This window comes from Acinetobacter sp. ANC 3929 (assembly GCF_000369405.1).
In the GTDB taxonomy this organism is placed as follows: domain Bacteria; phylum Pseudomonadota; class Gammaproteobacteria; order Pseudomonadales; family Moraxellaceae; genus Acinetobacter.
Genome location: NZ_KB849994.1, coordinates 244423 through 245081 on the forward strand (window position 1 = coordinate 244423; position 659 = coordinate 245081).

At 41.7% G+C, this 659-nt stretch carries 1 pseudogene; it reads left to right on the forward strand.

Annotated elements, in window-relative coordinates:
• Nucleotides 1-659, forward strand: a pseudogene (locus F909_RS21475) (cell surface protein); the annotation flags it as partial.

The following is a 659-nucleotide window of genomic DNA, read 5'->3' on the forward strand; positions in this document are numbered from 1 at the left end:
TTAAACATCGTGGGTGGTGCTGATGCTGCGACAGCAGAAGACAAGACCAGCGGTGAGAACGTGATTACCCGTACCACCGAAGATGGTATCAAGATTGAATTGTTAAAAGATGCGAAGTTCGACAGTATTACCACTGGTGACAGCGTATTAAACAACAATGGCTTAACCATTAAAGATGGCCCAAGTATTACCAAAGATGGCATCAATGCAGGTAATAAAGTCATCAGCAATGTTGCAGATGGTAAAGATGGTAAAGATGCAGTCAATGTTGATCAGTTAACCAATGTTAAAGATGGTTTAGATGGCAAGATCACCGATACCAATAACAAGTTAGACGATGCGAAAAAAGACTTGGGTAACCAGATCACGAATACTAAAGATCAGTTAACTAATCAGATTACAGATACCAAGACTGAGTTAAACAACACGATCAACAACACCAAGACCGAGCTGGAAAATAAAGGTCTGAACTTTGCGGGCAATGCAGGTAAAGATGTTCATCGTAAGTTGGGTGATAAGTTAAACATCGTGGGTGGTGCTAATGCTGCAACGGCAGAAGACAAAACCAGCGGTGAGAACGTGATTACCCGTACCACCGAAGATGGTATCAAGATCGAATTATTGAAAGATGCGAAGTTCGACAGTATTACTACTGGCGA